This window comes from Paenibacillus sp. Root444D2 (assembly GCF_001426375.1).
In the GTDB taxonomy this organism is placed as follows: domain Bacteria; phylum Bacillota; class Bacilli; order Paenibacillales; family NBRC-103111; genus Paenibacillus_E.
Window position 1 is genome coordinate 1 of sequence record NZ_LMEO01000038.1, and the last position, 16,349, is coordinate 16,349.

Annotated in this window: 20 protein-coding genes and 3 pseudogenes; 22 read left to right on the forward strand and 1 reads right to left on the reverse strand. The window is 40.4% G+C overall.

Going from position 1 to position 16,349, the window contains the following annotated elements; genetic code table 11:
* Positions 1 to 501 precede the first annotated feature (501 nt).
* From ASD40_RS21470 to ASD40_RS21525, 12 genes and pseudogenes are all read left to right on the forward strand, one after another.
* A complete protein-coding gene (locus tag ASD40_RS21470) occupies positions 502 to 1,386 on the forward strand; it encodes a DUF4846 domain-containing protein (protein WP_057305213.1) in 885 nt (294 codons plus the stop codon).
* A gap of 380 nt (positions 1,387 to 1,766) precedes the next feature.
* Positions 1,767 to 2,013 (forward strand): annotated as a pseudogene (locus tag ASD40_RS21475) (IS110 family transposase); the annotation flags it as partial.
* 334 nt (positions 2,014 to 2,347) lie between these two features.
* The gene (locus ASD40_RS21480; protein WP_057305215.1) at positions 2,348 to 3,847 is read left to right on the forward strand and encodes a spore germination protein; all 1,500 of its coding nucleotides are present in this window, start codon (positions 2,348 to 2,350) and stop codon (positions 3,845 to 3,847) included.
* A gap of 1 nt (position 3,848) precedes the next feature.
* Entirely contained in the window at positions 3,849 to 5,015 is a 1,167-nt protein-coding gene (locus tag ASD40_RS21485; RefSeq protein ID WP_057305216.1) for a Ger(x)C family spore germination protein, read from the forward strand.
* Positions 5,012 to 5,257: a hypothetical protein gene (locus tag ASD40_RS21490; protein ID WP_057305217.1), complete on the forward strand. Its 246-nt coding sequence runs from the start codon at positions 5,012 to 5,014 to the stop codon at positions 5,255 to 5,257. The genes ASD40_RS21485 and ASD40_RS21490 overlap by 4 nt, the downstream gene beginning before the upstream one ends.
* A complete protein-coding gene (locus ASD40_RS21495) occupies positions 5,258 to 6,352 on the forward strand; it encodes a GerAB/ArcD/ProY family transporter (protein ID WP_057305218.1) in 1,095 nt (364 codons plus the stop codon). It abuts the gene before it with no gap.
* A 184-nt stretch (positions 6,353 to 6,536) separates the two neighbouring features.
* A complete protein-coding gene (locus ASD40_RS21500; protein WP_057305219.1) occupies positions 6,537 to 7,283 on the forward strand; it encodes an SDR family NAD(P)-dependent oxidoreductase in 747 nt (248 codons plus the stop codon).
* Between the two features lie 53 nt (positions 7,284 to 7,336).
* On the forward strand, positions 7,337 to 7,678 hold the full coding sequence (locus tag ASD40_RS21505) for a putative quinol monooxygenase (protein ID WP_057305220.1): 342 nt from the start codon (positions 7,337 to 7,339) through the stop codon (positions 7,676 to 7,678).
* Positions 7,679 to 7,810: 132 nt separating this feature from the next.
* Positions 7,811 to 8,452 (forward strand): nitroreductase family protein, encoded by a 642-nt coding sequence (locus ASD40_RS21510; protein WP_057305221.1) that lies wholly within the window; start codon positions 7,811 to 7,813, stop codon positions 8,450 to 8,452.
* A gap of 25 nt (positions 8,453 to 8,477) precedes the next feature.
* The gene (locus tag ASD40_RS21515) at positions 8,478 to 9,077 is read left to right on the forward strand and encodes an NADPH-dependent F420 reductase (protein ID WP_057305222.1); all 600 of its coding nucleotides are present in this window, start codon (positions 8,478 to 8,480) and stop codon (positions 9,075 to 9,077) included.
* Between the two features lie 34 nt (positions 9,078 to 9,111).
* A complete protein-coding gene (locus ASD40_RS21520) occupies positions 9,112 to 9,456 on the forward strand; it encodes a putative quinol monooxygenase (RefSeq protein WP_057305223.1) in 345 nt (114 codons plus the stop codon).
* Positions 9,457 to 9,507: 51 nt separating this feature from the next.
* Entirely contained in the window at positions 9,508 to 9,876 is a 369-nt protein-coding gene (locus tag ASD40_RS21525) for a nuclear transport factor 2 family protein (RefSeq protein ID WP_057305224.1), read from the forward strand.
* A 67-nt stretch (positions 9,877 to 9,943) separates the two neighbouring features.
* Here the strand turns inward: ASD40_RS21525 and ASD40_RS21530 are convergent, their stop codons facing one another.
* Positions 9,944 to 10,642 (reverse strand): pirin family protein, encoded by a 699-nt coding sequence (locus tag ASD40_RS21530; protein ID WP_057305225.1) that lies wholly within the window; start codon positions 10,640 to 10,642, stop codon positions 9,944 to 9,946.
* Between the two features lie 151 nt (positions 10,643 to 10,793).
* Here ASD40_RS21530 and ASD40_RS38780 point away from each other — a divergent pair.
* From ASD40_RS38780 to ASD40_RS21575, 10 genes and pseudogenes are all read left to right on the forward strand, one after another.
* Positions 10,794 to 11,129 (forward strand): annotated as a pseudogene (locus ASD40_RS38780) (winged helix-turn-helix transcriptional regulator); the annotation flags it as partial.
* A gap of 24 nt (positions 11,130 to 11,153) precedes the next feature.
* Positions 11,154 to 11,297, forward strand: coding sequence for a winged helix-turn-helix transcriptional regulator (locus ASD40_RS39260; RefSeq protein ID WP_327205293.1), 144 nt, complete (start codon positions 11,154 to 11,156; stop codon positions 11,295 to 11,297).
* 395 nt (positions 11,298 to 11,692) lie between these two features.
* Positions 11,693 to 12,028 (forward strand): putative quinol monooxygenase, encoded by a 336-nt coding sequence (locus ASD40_RS21540; protein WP_057305226.1) that lies wholly within the window; start codon positions 11,693 to 11,695, stop codon positions 12,026 to 12,028.
* A 28-nt stretch (positions 12,029 to 12,056) separates the two neighbouring features.
* Positions 12,057 to 12,196, forward strand: a pseudogene (locus ASD40_RS38790) (hypothetical protein); the annotation flags it as partial.
* 104 nt (positions 12,197 to 12,300) lie between these two features.
* Entirely contained in the window at positions 12,301 to 13,206 is a 906-nt protein-coding gene (locus tag ASD40_RS21550; RefSeq protein ID WP_063860352.1) for a pyridoxamine 5'-phosphate oxidase family protein, read from the forward strand.
* Positions 13,207 to 13,239: 33 nt separating this feature from the next.
* A complete protein-coding gene (locus ASD40_RS21555; RefSeq protein WP_057305228.1) occupies positions 13,240 to 13,605 on the forward strand; it encodes a DsrE family protein in 366 nt (121 codons plus the stop codon).
* A gap of 698 nt (positions 13,606 to 14,303) precedes the next feature.
* Positions 14,304 to 14,636, forward strand: coding sequence for a YolD-like family protein (locus ASD40_RS36590; protein WP_082562359.1), 333 nt, complete (start codon positions 14,304 to 14,306; stop codon positions 14,634 to 14,636).
* A 360-nt stretch (positions 14,637 to 14,996) separates the two neighbouring features.
* Positions 14,997 to 15,239 (forward strand): hypothetical protein, encoded by a 243-nt coding sequence (locus tag ASD40_RS21565; protein ID WP_057305230.1) that lies wholly within the window; start codon positions 14,997 to 14,999, stop codon positions 15,237 to 15,239.
* Positions 15,240 to 15,407: 168 nt separating this feature from the next.
* A complete protein-coding gene (locus tag ASD40_RS21570) occupies positions 15,408 to 15,941 on the forward strand; it encodes a 2'-5' RNA ligase family protein (RefSeq protein WP_057305231.1) in 534 nt (177 codons plus the stop codon).
* Between the two features lie 232 nt (positions 15,942 to 16,173).
* Positions 16,174 to 16,349 (forward strand): NUDIX hydrolase (locus tag ASD40_RS21575; RefSeq protein WP_156390146.1); only part of this gene is annotated, 176 nt, incomplete at its 3' end.

The following is a 16,349-nucleotide window of genomic DNA, read 5'->3' on the forward strand; positions in this document are numbered from 1 at the left end:
GAGCGCTCTCCTGAACAACATCTGCAAACCAAGGTGTCAAAATCCTGCGAATGAGTGAGTATATGTGAGATAAACCCTTAAAACCGAGGGAAGGGCAGTAGTGCGTGGCGGAATGGCTATTTATTATCGCTAACTATTAGTGATACGGGTCACTGTAGTGTAACTAAACACAAAGTTCTGTTTGACCATAAGAGTTACATTAGTATATAGAGATAAAGCCACTCCTGACAACGGAGTGGTTTCTTTAATAGAACTTCTCTTTTATTTTAAGCATAATAGCCACCTTCGGAAGGATAAATTTATTCTCCAAATAGTTTTATATATCTTGCTGAACGCTCGATTTGCCAATGATTGATTATACAGGCACCTTAGGTTTCTTCATTTAAGTGTTGTTCATTGCGGCGGCTATGGGGTTAAGTGTATGATATCGCTTGGTGATATAAACTATTATAAGGCCCGTATCGTCTAATTAATGACTTCCAAATGAACGGAGTGCTGCTATTGTTGAACAAAAGAGGTATGCTTATATTCATATCCTTTGCATTCATGCTTGTTTCCTGTCAAGGAAATCCGGGTCAAGGACCGGAGGGCGGCGATTCTCCTGTGTCTGCCGTTAAGCCGTTGAAGGCCGATCTGATTCAACCAAATGGGACAAATGTGGCAGAACGCATTGCTGTGCCCAAAGGTTTCGAACGTATGCCTGTTGAGACAGGATCATATGAAGAATATTTACGTCAGATTCCGCTTAAGCCTCATGGCTCCAAGGTTCATTTATTTAACGGTGCGTTAAAGGCGAAAGAGGTTTACGAGGCGGTATTGGATGTGGATGTGGGGGAGCGGGATCTCCAGCAATGTGCCGATTCGGTGATGAGACTGAGGGCGGAATATTTATACGGTAAGGGATGGTATGACAAGATACATTTTGACTTTACCAATGGCTTCAAAGCTGATTATGCTACGTGGACGAAAGGAAATCGGATTGAGGTTTCAGGGAATAAGGTTTCCTGGGTGAAACGTGGAGCCAGCTCCAATAGCTATGAGGGCTTCCGCAGCTATCTGAACATGGTGTTTGCGTATGCAGGTACTCTATCCTTGGCAAAGGAGATGGAGCATATAACTCTATCGGAAATGCGACCCGGAGATGTTTTCCTCGAAGGCGGATCACCAGGACATGCGATTGTAGTAATGGATATGGCCCAAAATCCAAAAAGCGGCGAGAAGCTCTTTCTCCTGGCTCAGGGATATACGCCTGCACAAGAGATCCACATTCTGGAGAACCCTGCTAATGGTAAGGGAAATCCCTGGTACAATATCTCCTTTGGTGATAAATTGCAAACACCGGAGTGGAAATTTACGAATGAGCAGCTGTTCCGATTCTATAATTGAGGCCTAAAGGGAGAATGACGTACATATTAAACGGAATAAGAGGGCATCTTGCAGCCAAGGGATAGACTGAAAGTGGAACTTACAAGATGGAAAAGAGGCGGCCAGCGCCGCCCCTTGCGTATGTCGGGTTCCCGTTTCTATCCTAGAACCGAGTCGATATATCGATAGTGCTTCTTTCTGTTAAATCCTACTGTTGATTTTAACATTGAACTAACGGAAACAATAGTAAAGGAGCTTGCTTCGTGGCAACTCCTTTTTTGTCCATTAAAGTAAACATAACTGTTAGTGCTAAGAATTGGACTTTGAAAGAAAAGGAGCACCTCGGTATGATGGGTTTGTCAACTGGTTTAACCTAATACCATCAAGGAGGCGCTCGCATTATGAAGTTTAAGCAATCTGACGGTCAAAATCAACGGATCGAACGAATTTCCACGACTCACTTCATTGTGGGAATCGATATAGCGAAAGAAACACATGTCGCACAAGCAACAAATTTTCGAGGAATCATACTTACTAAGAGGCATCTTTCTTTCTCAAATCGTCATAATCGGTATGGAACCAACGGGACACTATGGATATAACCTTGCTAATTGGCTTGCTGACAAGGGCAAAGATGTTGTCATGGTGAAAAAATGATTTCGAGTATAAATGGTCAAATGGAAGAAGAAGATGCAAAGGTTATATTTGAAAGCATTGCAGGTGCTGGAGTAGATTATTTACACGTAACTGATTTATAATTCAATAGATCTTTAATGGAGGTAAATTCACGATTTTGCATAGAAACTAAAGCAAGTAGGGGGCAGGCTCGTAGATAAAGCGGGTCTGTTTTTTTATGAGCTTTTGAAGGTTTTCGAACTAACGTAAGTCATGCATACTCCTGACCATCAAGGTAAATATTACTTCTATCATAAAAACTTGGGTCTTTATCCATTGAGCAAAAGTACGCAGGGGAATGGGGGAAATGGAATTGGCGCAGGAACCAATAAGTACTTCTGCGGTTTTGAACCTGGAAAGAATTAAAGAACGTTATACCGAGAATGAACTGCTCATTATCAGAGACCTGTGCCATACGGATTCGAACTGTGGTGCCTTCATCGTCTATTTAACGATACTCGTGGATGAAAAAAGATTAAATCAACAAATCATCCGAAAAATTAACGTGGATTTATTGCAGTACAGCGGGCCGGTAGAAAAAACGATATTAACATCGCTGTACTCTCTAGGCGACGTAAAAGTACTGTTGGATATGGACGAAGTCGTAAGTCATATTGCCGATGCAAATTTTGTTATTTTCATAGAAGGAAATGCTGAAGTATATGCAATGAATTTGCCAGGCTACGAGACGAGGGCAATAGAAGAACCGCAGCTTGAACTTAACGTGCGCGGACCACGCGAAGGGTTCACTGAAGACTTGCAAAAAAACTTGGGCATGGTTTTTCGGCGGATGAAATCATCGAATTTAAAAGCGAAAATGTACAATCTTGGACAAGAAAGTCAAACGAAAGTGATGATTCTATATCTTGCGAACCGTGCTGACACTGAAGTGTTAAAAGAGATCAGTAGAAGAATAGAGTCTATCCATCTAAATGCTCTTGTAGATAGCACACAAATCGAAGAATTGATCCAGGATAGCAATTTTTCGCCATTCCCTCAGATCCTGAATACAGAAAGACCTGATCGTGTTATTACAGCGGTGAATAGAGGGAAAATCGTCATTATGACAGACGGGACGCCAAACGCCTTAATTGCCCCTAGCACATTCTTTGAAATGCTTCATCCCAGTGAAGATCTGTATGAACGGTTTTATTTCGCTAATTTTATGCGTTTTATACGAATAATCACATTGTTAATTTCTTTGTTTGGTCCTTCGTTATATATCGCGTTGACTACGTTTCATCTGGAAATGATTCCCACACCTTTGATGATGACCTTTCTCTCTGCGAAAGCGGGGATACCATTTCCGACCTTCATTGAAGCGCTGATCATGGAGGTGTCTTTCGAGGCGCTGCGAGAAGCGAGCTTGCGTCTACCTCGCGTTGTGGGACAATCGGTCAGCATCGTTGGAGCTCTCATCATAGGAGAAGCGGCCGTACAATCAGGTATTGTGTCACGTCCGATGGTCATTGTTGTAGCGATGACAGGAATAGCTTCTTTTACGGTTCCGTCTTTTAGCACAGCTATATCTCTACGCATATTACGATTCCCGTTAATGTTTCTGGCGGCCCTTAGCGGCATGTTTGGACTATCAGTGGGCATGTTTCTGATCATTTTTCACTTGTGTTCCCTAAGATCATGTGGGGTTCTGTTTCTTGATCCACTTGGATCAAAAGGATGGAAGTATATTTTGAAAAAAGTTTTCCTTCTTCCGGTTAATTACAGAAACGCCTCGCAGCATGCGGTAGTACTGGTGGACTCATCTAAGAGCCAGTCTGATTATTTTCCTAGGAAAGAATGGGATTAGCATGAACAAGGCTGCTCGGTTTCTACTATTGTGTATATTTGCGGCTATGATGGAGGGCTGCTCGCCGGACGTTAATGAAATCAGTGATATTGCTTTAGTCACGGCCGCTGCGATCGATTACGATATGAAAACAAAAAAATATACATTTACTTCCTACTGCGTCATGCCATCAAACACAAGTAAGGAACAATCCGGATCTCTTACTCAATGGGTGTCAAGTGCATCAGGGAATACCCTATTTGAAGCAGTCAGAAAAATGCGATCCCATGCCGGTAAAAATTTAATATTTCAGCATAACAAATTTTTCATTGTTAGCGAAAACGCAGCGCGTCACTCCTTGTACGAGGTGGTGGATTTCTTATCCAGGAAACGTGAAATCCGCGTTACTGCCTACCCGATTATTACGAAAGGTCAAGCTTCGGATAAACTAAAACTCGGTGCTGAGTCCGGAGATCTGGTCTCGAATGACTTATTGGGTCAAATCCGGAATAATAAGCTTTTGGGTCAGAGTGCTACTTTAACAATAAAAGATTTTGCAAACTTATATTCGAATCCTGACCGCGGCTTTGTGTCCGGGCAATTGATATTGAAATCATCATTAAAAAACGCCGATAAAGTTCTTCTAATGAACGGAGGCGCTGTGGTATACAAGGAGAAATTTGTGGGTTGGTTGAAGGGAAATGATGTTTTGGTTGTTAACTTATTATCTAACAGAAAAAGTTGGGGAAATCTCCAATTTCCTGAAAGTATTAAATCAAAATCGGACCTAAGATTTTCTGCTATATTTCATGTAACGGGCTCAGAGATCCACAGCGGCTTTAATAACGGAAGTCCCAAGTTAAACATTAACCTAACATTAACTGCATCCGTGGAAGATGTGAACCATGCAACGGAAGTTACCAATTCGGGAACCATTGTGAAGATGGAGTATGCAGCTGCTAAGCAAATAGAGAAAAAGATAAGGGCTAGCTTAGATCATTTTCAAAAAGTACTGAAAGTAGATATTATTGGGTTTTCGGATTATTTTTATGAGCATCATCCGAAAGAATGGAAAACCATTCAAAGGGATTGGGAGAATATTTACCCTTCAATTCCAATACAAGTCCATGTCTCAGTCAAAATTGAAAAATCGGGTATGATTACGTCCGTAAAGGAGAAAATCGAATGATAAGTATAGCTATACTGATCAGTTCTCTATGTTATGGAGTCTTGTTTTTTTGTCGCTTACGCAAACAATCCTCGGTATCTGATGCCATTTTGATGTTGTTATTATGCGGATTTATTGCGGGTTATTTCGTGCCTCGTGTCGGAGAGAAGTGGCCCACAGTTGAATCTCTGAACAACTATTTATTTACACCGGTATCCGATTACATCTTTCACCTATTGGAATTGAGAACGGGGGAAGGTTAAATGGCAAGGCTAGAAAAAATATCGCATATTCAGCTCGGCTGTTTATTATTTGGATTTATCTCTGGATTCGAAGGTTTATTTTTGACGGAAGCCAAAATATTAAAACAGGATGTTTGGATCGCATATCTCATTAATATCTTATTAGGCCTTGGAATTTTGTGGATCATTTACTACGTTCAACGCCAGTACCCTCAACTAAATATGGCTGATATCTGTGAAAAACTGCTTGGGAAGTGGGTGGGCAAAGCCATGCTCATCGTTTATCTTCTTAATAATCTTGAGTCGACGGCAGGAGGTTTCCGGGCGTTAACTATGTTCTACACGACAATTATTTTGCCAAATACACAATCGGATGTACTGATGTTAATTTGTGCAATTTGTTCTACTTATGCCGTATATGTCGGCTTGGGTGCTTTAGTGCGAACTACGGTAGTTGTTATTCCGTTTTTTTTATTCGCTTTTCTTTTTACTGGTCTTTATATTTTTCCTGAAATTCAAACCAACCCCTTCCTTCCTCAACTTCAAAGTAAATTTCCCGATGTGGTTCTCGCAGTCGTACACATATTTACCTTTACTTTTAAGCAAATGATTACATTTGGATTTCTAATGTCACGGGTAGAACATACAAAGAAAATATACTCAAGCTGCTCGATAGCTGTAATAATGGCTGGGATTTATATCACCATAAGTTCTTATTTGACTCTTGGCTCACTAGGGCTGAATTATATTGAGACGTCAACATATCCTTTTTTTGCAACGATTCAATTGGTAAAATTCGGAGAATATTTGGAAAGAATCGAGACCATCCTTATCGGGATATGGACGGTTTTTACCTTGATCTATATCATTGTCATGCAATATGTGTTTACGCTTGTGGTCGGACATGTCTTTAAAATAACAAAGATGAGACCCTTTGTCTTTGCTATCGGTCTTCTATTTTTTGCGCATTCATGTAGAAGCTTTATCCGAACTGCGGATCACTTCACATATGGAACTAGAATTTATCCCATTTCCTCGCTGCTCCCATGCATCGGCTTGCCTATCCTTTTAGCGGTTGTGACAATGATCAAGAAGCGGCGTAAGGCATCCTTATGAAGATTCATAACTTTAACACAATTATTACTTTTTGGTTACTATATAACAAAAAAGTGTGTACTTTTCTTTTTGTTACTTTTGATCCATACTATCATTTATACGATGTTCTTAAATTTATTTGATGATAAATGACAGTTAGAACATCTATACCAAACTAAAATTTACCTTAAGGGGGAATCATAATATGGGGAAGTTTGATGGTAAAGTAGCGGTTGTAACAGGAGGTACTAGCGGTATTGGTCTTGCAACAGCGCAACAGTTTGCAAAAGAAGGCGCGCATGTTTTTATTACAGGACGCAGACAGAGTGAACTGGATACAGCGGTGAAGCTGATTGGGAAGAATGTAACTGGTATCCAAGGCGATATTTCAAAGTTAGAAGATTTGGACAAACTGTACGAAGCAGTGAAGCAAGAGAAGGGAAAATTGGACATCCTCTACGCAAATGCTGGGCTTGGTACCCTGCTTCCACTAGGTGAAATTACGGAAGAGCATTATTACAAAACATTCGACGTTAACGTAAAAGGAACGATATTCACGGTTCAAAAAGCATTACCTTTGTTTCCGAACAAAGTAGGTTCAATTATCCTGACCGGGTCCACGGCCGGTTCGATTGGGGATCCAGCGTTCAGTATCTATGGCGCATCAAAAGCAGCAATAAGGCAGCTAGTTCGCAACTGGATACTTGATCTAAAAGGTACTGAAATTCGTGTAAACGTCGTTAGTCCTGGATTCGTTCATACACCGGCTTATGATGACTTATTTGGAGCTGGGGTCGAAAATGTCCTTGAGCACGCCAAGTCCGTAACTCCACTGGGCAGAGTAGGAACCGTTGAAGAAATCGCAAATGCTGTCATGTTCCTTGCTTCTAATGAAAGCAGCTATGTAAATGGAATTGAATTGTTCGTGGATGGCGGAGTTGCACAAATTTAGTTCGGAAATTTACCACTAGGATTTCATAAAATAAAACTAAGGGGTGTACGACAATGTCGACAAATTCAAATCAAGTTATTCTAAACATCCGTTTCAAAATAAAACCGGGTATGAAAGAGACTTTCCGCGACAGTCTCTTTGCAATGATAAACAATTTCAGAAACGAGCCTACCTTCGTAACTGCCATTGTCTCTGATGATATCGATAGTCCGAATGATCTTGTCATTTATGAAATCTGGCAAGGTACTAGAGATAGTTGGGTACAGGAAGAGTTTCCAAAGCCTTATCGCAAAGAATATGAGGACACACTTACAAGCTTAATTGATGACAGAATTGTAAGCTGGCTTGAACCAGTCGGAGAATGGGGAAGCCAACTGACGAATGTACCTCGCTAATTAAATGATGTGGGTAAAAAGTTCGTTTAAAAGCTAAGCCAGCATGATACACCCTCGTATCATGCTGGCTTTATTAATACCGTTCTAGAGGCTCAAAGATAAATATAACCACTTGAAAGAGGTTGATGAAAGATGAGCACAAAAACATTAAATGAAGCTAATTTTTTCGAAATTGTAAAAGGAAGGCGTTCTGTCCGTGAATATGATCCCTCCTTTCAATTGACAAAAGAAGAAGTAGAGGAACTCATTCAAGAAGCTGCGTTGGCACCATCTGCGGGAAATCTCCAACCCACACGTTATTTCGTCATACATGACAAAGAATCAAAAAATCAATTATATCCGATTGCAAATAACCAAACACAAGTCTCGACAGCTTCAGTTGTGATTGCAATTCTTGGCGATCTCGAAGGACATAAGAAGGCTGAAGAAATTTATGGTAAAGCCGCAGAGTTAGGGTACATGACAGAAGCAATTAAAGAGCAGTTTGTTAAAAACTTTGCAGCTCTTTTTCCTCGATTCAGTAATCAGGATATGAGGGAACTTGTAACATTTGATGCGGGGCTCGCCGCAATGCAGTTGATGTTAGCAGCCAAAGCAAAAGGATATGAGACTAATCCAATGAGCGGGTTTGACAAAGCTAGATTCAGTAAGGAGTTTGGAATCGAAGATCGTTATGTAGTGATGGCGTTAGTCACCATTGGCAAAGGCGTTAAAGAAGGACATCCTACAACTCGTTTACCGGTTGAAAAGGTTACTTTTTGGCACAATAAATAAAGCTAATAAGAAAGGAAGAAGTACATTGACAATCGGAATTATTGGAGCGGGAAGAGTTGGACGTGCATTTGCAACTAAGCTTGTACAAGCAGGCTATGATGTTGTAATTAGTAATAAAAGCGGGCCAGAAGCGTTAGAACCCTTTGTGAATAAATTAGGTAAAGGAATTAAAGCGGGAACTATTGAAGAGGCTGCAAGGGCCAAAATTGTCATGGTTGCCATTCCGTGGATTAAACTTGAAGAATTGTTATCTAAACTTCCCAACTGGGAAGGACGGATTGTTATAGACGCCAATAATGCCTTTTTAACGTATGCACCAGATTACCAGGTTGCTGATCTTGGAAGAAGAACATCAAGTGAGATCTTCGCGGAGTGGGCACCGGGTGCACGTATCGTAAAAGCGTTTAATACTCTTTTTGCTGACTATATCGAGGAAAATCCAATGGTGGGCCCAGGAAGACGTGTACTCTTTTACTCAGGCAACGATAAAGATGCCAAGCAGGAGCTTGGACAACTATTTGAAGAACTAGGTTTTGCTCCAATCGATCTAGGAGATCTTGCAACAGGTGGGAGAATGCAGCAGCTCGGTTCTCCTCTAGCAGGACTTAATTTGCTAAGACTATAATAGGTGTTTGCACCAAAACTAAAGGGAGACCAATATGACAACAACTACGGATCAAATTGTAATTTTAGTACGATTTAAATTAAAACCAAATTCAAAAGAAGCTTTTTTTGGAATTTTAAAACCCCTATTTGATACAATGTCTCAAGAGCCTACTTTTGTGAATTCAATTGTGCATGAGGATCTGGACAACCCTGATGATGTTGTGTTTTATGAAATTTGGAACTGCTCAAGAGAGACTTGGTTGGCAGAAGAAGCAACAAAGCCCTACCGCAATGCGCCATTTGAACAAGCGGGGCCGATGGTAATTGAAAGAACGTTGAACTGGCTAGTCTCTGCTGGTGAATGGGGAAGCCGTCTGACCTCAGGCAAGCATCATTAAACTTTATAGATCAGAAAGACTAGTAAGATTTGATGTTCGGAGGATTAAAGAATGGGCACAGCTAATGAGCTAATGCAAAAACATTTCAAGATTTGGAGTGAAACTGATTTCGAAAGTAGAAGAAAGGCAATCGATGAGGCTTACTCGGAAAACTGCCGTGTGTATGATCCTTTCTATGCAGATGTATTTGTTGGTCGCGATGCGCTCATGACTTTGATCGATGAAGTACAAGGTAAGTTTCCAGGGTTTGTTTTCACTATTATTCCTGGTTCTTTAGATGAGCACCATGGCCATGTAAGGGTTAGTTGGTATTACGGACCGTCTGACAAGCTTCAAACGATAACCGGGCAGGATTTCATGCTCATTGAAAATGGTTTGATCCATTCCGTGTCCGTCTTTATTGACACACCTTCAGAATAAAATCGTTCTTTAATAGAAAAAGTTAAAAAGCTGGCGCCTGTTTTCACAGAGCGCCAGCTTTCAGTTATTAAGGAAGATCAATTAGGATAAATCTTGTATGATCTACTGCGGTAAGTTGAAGAGATGAGATATTTGTTATTCGAGCTGTGTCTCTTTTATTAAGAAGCTCCGCTTCATTAAATTGTAACGAACCTTCTACGATGAATACAAAGATGCGACGGCCTTCCGGTTGTTCAAACTTCAAAGATCTTCCTGCTTCCAGATCGGATAAATAAATCGTGAGATCCTGATGGATATGTGAAACATTAACCGATGAATTTTTTGAAACAACAGGCAATAATGCGTTTTTCATGAGTAGAGGATCATATTGAGTGGTCTGATATGAAGGTTCTAAGTCTTGTTCCTCTGGATCAAACCATAGTTGAAGGAAATTTACTGTATCTTCGCCTGGATTCATCTCAGAATGTACAATTCCAGTTCCAGCTGTCATGCGCTGCACGCCGCCAAATGTGGTCTCCGCAGTATGTCCGGTACTGTCTTTGTGCTGTAATTGACCCTCCAGAACAATAGACACGATTTCCATATTCCGGTGAGGGTGCATACCAAAACCACGTTGACCTAATACAAAGTCATCATTTAAAACCCGCATGGGTCCGAAACTCGTCGTTTTCGGATCATAGTAATCTGCAAAAGAGAAACTCAGGTTACTGACTAACCAGCCAAAATCTGCATGGTGCCGAGATGATGCCGGAAATAGTTGAATCATTGTCACACCCACTTCAGTTTATTATTAATGCTTTTACTGTCTGCCATTAAATGATATTATGAATCAAAAGTAACAATAATAAAAGTACACACTTTTTTGTTACATAGTGACCAATAAGTAACAATTGTAATCGGGAGATGTTATAAACAATATGAAAACTTACTACTGCGACCTAGAAGTTACTATGGAGGTTATCGGAGGGAAATGGAAGGGGCTTATCTTGTACTATTTGATTAAAGGCCCGAAACGGACGAGCGAGTTAAAGCGACTTGTGCATAGTATTACTCAAAAAATGCTTATTCAAACGCTCAGAGAATTGGAAACTGACGGACTAATTAGTAGGAAAATGTACAATCAAGTACCTCCAAAAGTCGAATATTCAACAACAGAACTTGGTCAATCGCTTGAACCTATTTTGAGAGCACTTTGCGGTTGGGGTGTAAATTATGCAGAGAGGGGATACTTTGTTATAAACGAGTATGATCTAAAGCTAACAATTATATTCAGGGAAATTGGAACTCCGAAAGTCGAGTATTCAACTACTGAACTTGGTCAATCGCTTGAACCTATTTTGAAAGAACTTTGCAATTGGGGTGGTAATTATGCAGAAAAATCATTCGCTGAGGATGAGTTCGAAATTTTGTATCTGGATTAATAGTAAAATAGAACGATGTACTGATGTCCCCAAGCATGTCATTCAACAAATGATATGCTTGGGGACATTCTTATTCTTTTATCTGAAGAAAATGGTCATAAATTCCAAGCGTAGTCCAGGATACAATGACCAATAATAATATAGTTAGGATTTCCGGAGTGGATGAAGTTAATGGCGAATGGGTCACCAGTCCCAGAAATATAAATTTTTATCTCATTAAAAATCGAAATATTCGGTAAGACCACCCCAGTCAAAACACAATTATCACTATTTTGTTACTATATAACTAAAAAGTATGTACTTTTCAATTCGTCACTTTTGATCCATAATGACTCTTGTGTGATGCACGGAAGAAAGTAATGATGATTCAAAAAAAAGTTAAGGGGTGTGTGACTATGTCCACAAATCAAGTTATTCTAAATATTCGTTTCAAAATAAAACCAGGTATGAAAGAATCTTTTCGCGACAGTCTCTTTGCTATGATTAACAATTTCAGAAATGAGCCCACTTTTGTAACGGCTATCGTCTCCGATGATATCGATAATCCGAATGATCTTGTCATTTATGAAATCTGGCAAGGTACTAGAGATAGTTGGGTACAGGAAGAATTTCCAAAGCCATATCGCAAAGACTACGAGGAGACTCTTACAAGTTTAATTGATGACAGAATTGTAAGCTGGCTTGAACCAATCGGAGAATGGGGAAGCCAACTAACGAATGTGCCTCGCTAAATAAATGACGATTTCTCCGGAAATCCTCGCCGGCTTGACGCTGGAGTTTTCCGATCGGGAAGACGGGTATCGAGGCATCGAGAAGTTGTATGGACTTCATTTTGCCAATCTTAAGCGAAGTTGCGTTACGCTGCAATCCGATCTGGAGACATTAATCTCGTCGATGCGTAGCACGCTTTCCAAAGGAGTACTTCCAACCAGCGCAACTTGGTGTAAAACCAACCATCTGCGCAAGTATCCGAGATTCCAGATCTAATTTGGAGGGAAGCAACATGCAAGAGGTATATCATGAGGGCGAACTGATAGTTCAAAATCGTACGGGAGAAAGTTCGATTGCTGCTCAGAATGCAAAGATGGTCGGTAACCGGTTTTCGAATGGGATCATTAATTTCCTCATAACTCAACAGTTTGCGGTTTTATCATCCACGGATGGTAAAGGAAACGTATGGGTAACATTTTTGACTGGAGAACCAGGTTTTGTCGAGGAGCTTGATGAACAGAGAATGGTGATACGGGCTGGATTGATTACAGGTGACCCTCTTGCTTCGGAGTCTAAAGAACAGAAACAAATTGGGCTGCTTGTTATCGATACGAAACGCCGAATCAGACTGCGTGTTAACGGAACAGCTATTATGGAAATGGGACAATTCATTGTGACCGCGCATCAGATTTACGGGAATTGTCCGAAGTATATTCAGAAAAGATCGCTTTGTTCAGAGAAAGACGCCTATAGAATGTTAAAGTCGGAACAGCGAAGTAAGGAACTGAGTCAGCAGCATGTGGAGTGGATTACGCAAGCAGACACGTTCTATATCGGCAGTACTAATGATCGGGGAGAAATGGATGCCTCACATCGAGGAGGGAATCCGGGTTTTGTTCACGTAGTCAATGCAGAAACGTTAATGTTTCCCGACTATTTCGGCAACTCCATGTTTAACACATTGGGAAACATCCAATCGAATCCCTCATCGGGTCTGTTATTTATCGACTATGATCATGGTCATTCGCTACAGCTGACTGGTTTGGCTGAAATCATTTGGGATGAGGCGGCGATTGCGTCCTTTCCTGGTGCGGGACGAGTAGTGAGATTTGAAATTAGGGACGTCGTTCAATTGAATAATGCCACTGAACTATGGTGGGAAGATACAGAGATGTCGCCATTTAATCCGAAAGGCTGATTGTATTACTATTATATTTAGGAGGAATTAAACATGAGTACTAATAAATATTTGATCATTGTTCAAGCCAATCAGCAAGATATGGGGAGAGCGATGCACGGACTGCTCTATGGACAAGAACTGCACGAGGCTGGGATGGAGGTTGAACTCTATTTTGACGGTGCGGGAACGCAGTGGCCAAATGAATTCAGCAAACCAGATCACATGCTTAATCCATTATACAAGCAAGTGATGAAGACTGGTATTATTAAAGGCGGCTGTGGAGCGTGCGCCGGATTCTTTGAAGTCGCTGAAGAAGTGCAACAAGCAGGAGTTAAACTGGTCGGAAACGACTCCAGCAGCGGCCATTTAGCGTTTGCTCAATTTATGAAGGATGGATTTGTGCCTATCGTTTTGTAAATAAATTGCTTCATTTAACCCCGCTTTTAAGGGAGGCCACAGAAAAGTTCCTTAACTACATCAAAGGGTACAGCCACTCAAAAAAATTGAGGATGCTGTACCTTTTTTTCGGTATGATTATGAGAATTTTTGATAATCCAACAGATGACAATAAAGCACTTAGTAAATACGTTGATCAATATGTAAGCAGGTTGACTATATAAATTCTAGTTTCTAATAAAAGGCGGTGTGTTTTTTTGATGCTGCGCCTCGGGAATGAGATAAAGTTCTTGTCATTTATGGGATAAAGTTCTTGTCATCCGACAAAAATCTAGTCGTGATAGGCTAAATGTGTCATAGATATCTGGTATAATAAAGAATTCATTCAAAGGAGTGATGGTCATCAAAGGAAACCTCTTTACTTCATATTACAGCCAATTCGAAAACCAGCTTACCGAAGCATTTCTAAAAGTACTTATGCACGGCACTGCAGAGCTAACCGATGCCTTTTTAGACTTTGTCGGTGTTCAGGGGGAGTATGTCGGTTACAAATACGATTTTCAGTTTGGAAGAGCAGTACAAATGAGTATTGATCGTGCCGTTTTAATTGGCATTGCTGAAACTGAGATTGTGCATCCAGGTACTGCAACTCCTCAAGATGAGGAAGACGAGGAACAGGAGGGGATCCCGGACGGATATTTGTACGCATCTCATGGTTCATGCTGCCTCAACATAAAGAGTCCGCAATCAGAGGTCAGAAAGAAAAACAATGCAAGCAGCGGCAAGGACTCGATGAACAAGAAATTCATTTCATTTCTGCTACACTTAGCAAATCACAAATTTACAAAAGAATTGTACAACTCACGATATATGACAAATACCAGTCAAGAACTGTTTCGGGTGTAGTAACGCGCAGCAAGCATGGAGAATTTCGTTTGGACACCGTTGATCCGTTCACCGGGGTAGAGGATTGGGATTGGATCAGATTTCAAGATGTACTGAAGGCGGAGCTAAGTAAAGAATGGACAGAAGATGAGATGATTGATCTGTAGAATATTCATTAAATAATTCTCACTTCAACCAAATTGCAAAGCGCTTGGGAATATGCAACCACATCCATAGGAATTAGAGAAACTAATTATCTACAACTAATGGATAATTGTGTTAATTTATCCTTAAATCCAGAAACGCTGGTGAACAAGCCCGAGGGAAAGCATCCCTTGGGCTTGTTTTTGTTTTAATTTCGCATTTGCGCTGGAAAACATTCGATTCGCATCATTAAGTAGTTAATGTGTTAGACATAAAAAGTTGTAGACTGGGGGTGGCGTTAAACTAAACCGAGGGACGGGCAGAATCGTTTAATTTAATGATAGAATATTGTATAGAACTAATAAGGGGGTATTGAAGTGCGAATGTATGCCCTACTTGAAGAGCGTGTGGAGAACGTTAAAAAAATTATGGTTTACGAATCTGAGAGTGGAGTGTATGTCTTTTTGTATGATACACAAGAAGATAAGAGTTGTGTTGCTGACTTATGGTTTGAAACGCTCGATGAAGCTGTCGATCATTGCATTCAAGAATTTAATGTTATACAGGCACAGTGGCTGGTAATCAATGACCCTAAAGAAGGGGAATATCACGATATTATTCATTAAATCAAAAATGGAGTTAAGCTAAACCGAGGGAAGGTGAACTATAGTTGAATGATGAAGCTGCCGGCACGGTCGGCAGTTTCATTATGTTTAACAAGCAGGATAATGGAAATTGTTTGAAGAACTAAGAGGATTAAGTAGTAAATTACATCGTTTATTGTGAGGTATGATATGCAATATTTCATAGGTATTGTCCCTCCCGACGAATATAAAGAGCAAATTGCAGCATTTCGTAATCGCTGGGTTAGTAATCGTTTAAAAGATGTTGTGGAGCCCCACATTACAGTAAAAGCACAGGGTGGACTTACGGAAGATACGCGTTGGCTAGATAATGTTAGGGAAATTTGCACATCAATTAAAAGCTTTCGCTTATCAATGTCAGGGCCAGCAACATTTGGGAGTGCAGTAATATTCCTTGGTGTTGAATCTGAGGAAATATATGTATTACACAAGCTACTGGTGGATAAAGTATCCCCTTCACCAGAGCTGATCGATCGTTATTTTGAATTGGGTCGCTTTCATCCTCATTTAACCTTAGGGCAAACCTATTGGGGTATGAACGAAAATGAGATTGCAGAAATGAAGTTAGCAGCAATTCACGACCTAGCTCCTTTTCCGACCTTTCAGGTCAATTACGTACGGATATATAAAGAAATTGAGCAAAACAAGTACGAACCATTTGAAGATATCCAATTTGTTCGCTAACCAAATCCAGACCCTCACCAGATTGGTGTCAAATGGTACCGCAATTATACTGAGGAAAATGAAATTCAACTGAGCAAGTCGTTGCACTAAATGGATACGCTTGTTAAGTGATGAAATGGCTGCCGGCGTGGTGGCCCTTCGCTCAACTATCTGGCAGGATACTGGAATAATATGTAGAATAATTAAGTTAAATTATCGTTTGAATATCGGGTTTTAAAGGTGGATACAAAAGGTGATTGCTCAGGCTATAATTATAAAAAATCAATATGTGCTTATGGTTAAGCAATATGTTGAGCGGGGAGATATTGTTTGGAATTTCCCTGGGGGCAGCATTGAACAATATGAAAGTCCAGAACAAGCCTGCATTAGAGAAGTAAAAGAACAAACAGGTTATGACATTTGTATCAA

Coding starts and splice junctions, on each gene's coding strand:
- ASD40_RS21565 (WP_057305230.1), top strand. CDS start 14,997: ATGTATGCCCTACTTGAAGAGCGTGTGGAGAACGTTAAAAAAATTATG.
- ASD40_RS21510 (WP_057305221.1), top strand. CDS start 7,811: ATGAGCACAAAAACATTAAATGAAGCTAATTTTTTCGAAATTGTAAAA.
- ASD40_RS36590 (WP_082562359.1), top strand. CDS start 14,304: ATGCTGCCTCAACATAAAGAGTCCGCAATCAGAGGTCAGAAAGAAAAA.
- ASD40_RS21485 (WP_057305216.1), top strand. CDS start 3,849: ATGAACAAGGCTGCTCGGTTTCTACTATTGTGTATATTTGCGGCTATG.
- ASD40_RS21525 (WP_057305224.1), top strand. CDS start 9,508: ATGGGCACAGCTAATGAGCTAATGCAAAAACATTTCAAGATTTGGAGT.
- ASD40_RS21540 (WP_057305226.1), top strand. CDS start 11,693: ATGTCCACAAATCAAGTTATTCTAAATATTCGTTTCAAAATAAAACCA.
- ASD40_RS21520 (WP_057305223.1), top strand. CDS start 9,112: ATGACAACAACTACGGATCAAATTGTAATTTTAGTACGATTTAAATTA.
- ASD40_RS21550 (WP_063860352.1), top strand. CDS start 12,301: ATGCAAGAGGTATATCATGAGGGCGAACTGATAGTTCAAAATCGTACG.
- ASD40_RS21480 (WP_057305215.1), top strand. CDS start 2,348: ATGGAATTGGCGCAGGAACCAATAAGTACTTCTGCGGTTTTGAACCTG.
- ASD40_RS21505 (WP_057305220.1), top strand. CDS start 7,337: ATGTCGACAAATTCAAATCAAGTTATTCTAAACATCCGTTTCAAAATA.
- ASD40_RS21530 (WP_057305225.1), bottom strand. CDS start 10,642: ATGATTCAACTATTTCCGGCATCATCTCGGCACCATGCAGATTTTGGC.
- ASD40_RS21555 (WP_057305228.1), top strand. CDS start 13,240: ATGAGTACTAATAAATATTTGATCATTGTTCAAGCCAATCAGCAAGAT.
- ASD40_RS21495 (WP_057305218.1), top strand. CDS start 5,258: ATGGCAAGGCTAGAAAAAATATCGCATATTCAGCTCGGCTGTTTATTA.
- ASD40_RS21570 (WP_057305231.1), top strand. CDS start 15,408: ATGCAATATTTCATAGGTATTGTCCCTCCCGACGAATATAAAGAGCAA.
- ASD40_RS21500 (WP_057305219.1), top strand. CDS start 6,537: ATGGGGAAGTTTGATGGTAAAGTAGCGGTTGTAACAGGAGGTACTAGC.
- ASD40_RS21490 (WP_057305217.1), top strand. CDS start 5,012: ATGATAAGTATAGCTATACTGATCAGTTCTCTATGTTATGGAGTCTTG.